The following is a 1,347-nucleotide window of genomic DNA, read 5'->3' as shown; positions in this document are numbered from 1 at the left end:
CGGTTACGTACTTCAGGTACCCCCGGCTTTCATGGCTTGACGGGCGGTGTGTACAAGGCCCGGGAACGTATTCACCGCGCCATGGCTGATGCGCGATTACTAGCGAATCCAGCTTCACGAAGTCGGGTTGCAGACTTCGATCCGAACTGAGAGAGGTTTTTGGGATTAGCATCCGGTCGCCCGGTAGCTGCCTTCTGTACCCCCCATTGTAACACGTGTGTAGCCCCGGACGTAAGGGCCGTGCTGATTTGACGTCATCCCCACCTTCCTCACATCTTACGACGGCAGTCTCTCTAGAGTCCTCAGCATGACCTGTTAGTAACTAAAGATAAGGGTTGCGCTCGTTATGGCACTTAAGCCGACACCTCACGGCACGAGCTGACGACAACCATGCAGCACCTTCACATTTGCCTTGCGGCTAAACTGTTTCCAGCTTATTCAAATGCAATTTAAGCCCGGGTAAGGTTCCTCGCGTATCATCGAATTAAACCACATGTTCCTCCGCTTGTGCGGGCCCCCGTCAATTCCTTTGAGTTTCACCGTTGCCGGCGTACTCCCCAGGTGGAATACTTAATGCTTTCGCTTGGCCGCTTGCTGTATATCGCAAACAGCGAGTATTCATCGTTTACTGTGTGGACTACCAGGGTATCTAATCCTGTTTGATACCCACACTTTCGAGCCTCAGTGTCAGTCACCAGTCTAGTGAGCTGCCTTCGCAATCGGAGTTCTTCGTGATATCTAAGCATTTCACCGCTACACCACGAATTCCGCCCACCTCTACTGTACTCAAGACTGCCAGTTTCAACTGCAATTTTACGGTTGAGCCGCAAACTTTCACAACTGACTTAACAATCCACCTACGCTCCCTTTAAACCCAATAAATCCGGATAACGCTCGGATCCTCCGTATTACCGCGGCTGCTGGCACGGAGTTAGCCGATCCTTATTCATATGGTACATACAAAAAAGTATACATACTCAACTTTATTCCCATATAAAAGAAGTTTACGACCCATAGAGCCTTCATCCTTCACGCTACTTGGCTGGTTCAGGCCTGCGCCCATTGACCAATATTCCTCACTGCTGCCTCCCGTAGGAGTTTGGACCGTGTCTCAGTTCCAATGTGGGGGACCTTCCTCTCAGAACCCCTATCCATCGAAGGTTTGGTGAGCCGTTACCTCACCAACTGCCTAATGGAACGCATCCCCATCGATAACCGAAATTCTTTAATAGTCTCATCATGCGGTGAAACTATGCTATCGAGTATTAATCTTTCTTTCGAAAGGCTATCCCCGAGTTATCGGCAGGTTGGATACGTGTTACTCACCCGTGCGCCGGTCGCCATCTT

1 rRNA gene is annotated in these 1,347 nt (G+C 50.3%); it reads right to left on the bottom strand.

Annotated features, from left to right (window positions below):
- Nucleotides 1-1,347, bottom strand: a 16S ribosomal RNA gene (locus tag HC965_RS24235); the annotation flags it as partial.

The organism is Bacteroides sp. GM023 (assembly GCF_014750685.1).
Classification (GTDB): Bacteria; Bacteroidota; Bacteroidia; order Bacteroidales; family Bacteroidaceae; genus Bacteroides.
The sequence above is the reverse complement of the archived record's forward strand: the minus strand, read 5'-3'. Positions and strand labels throughout refer to the sequence as shown.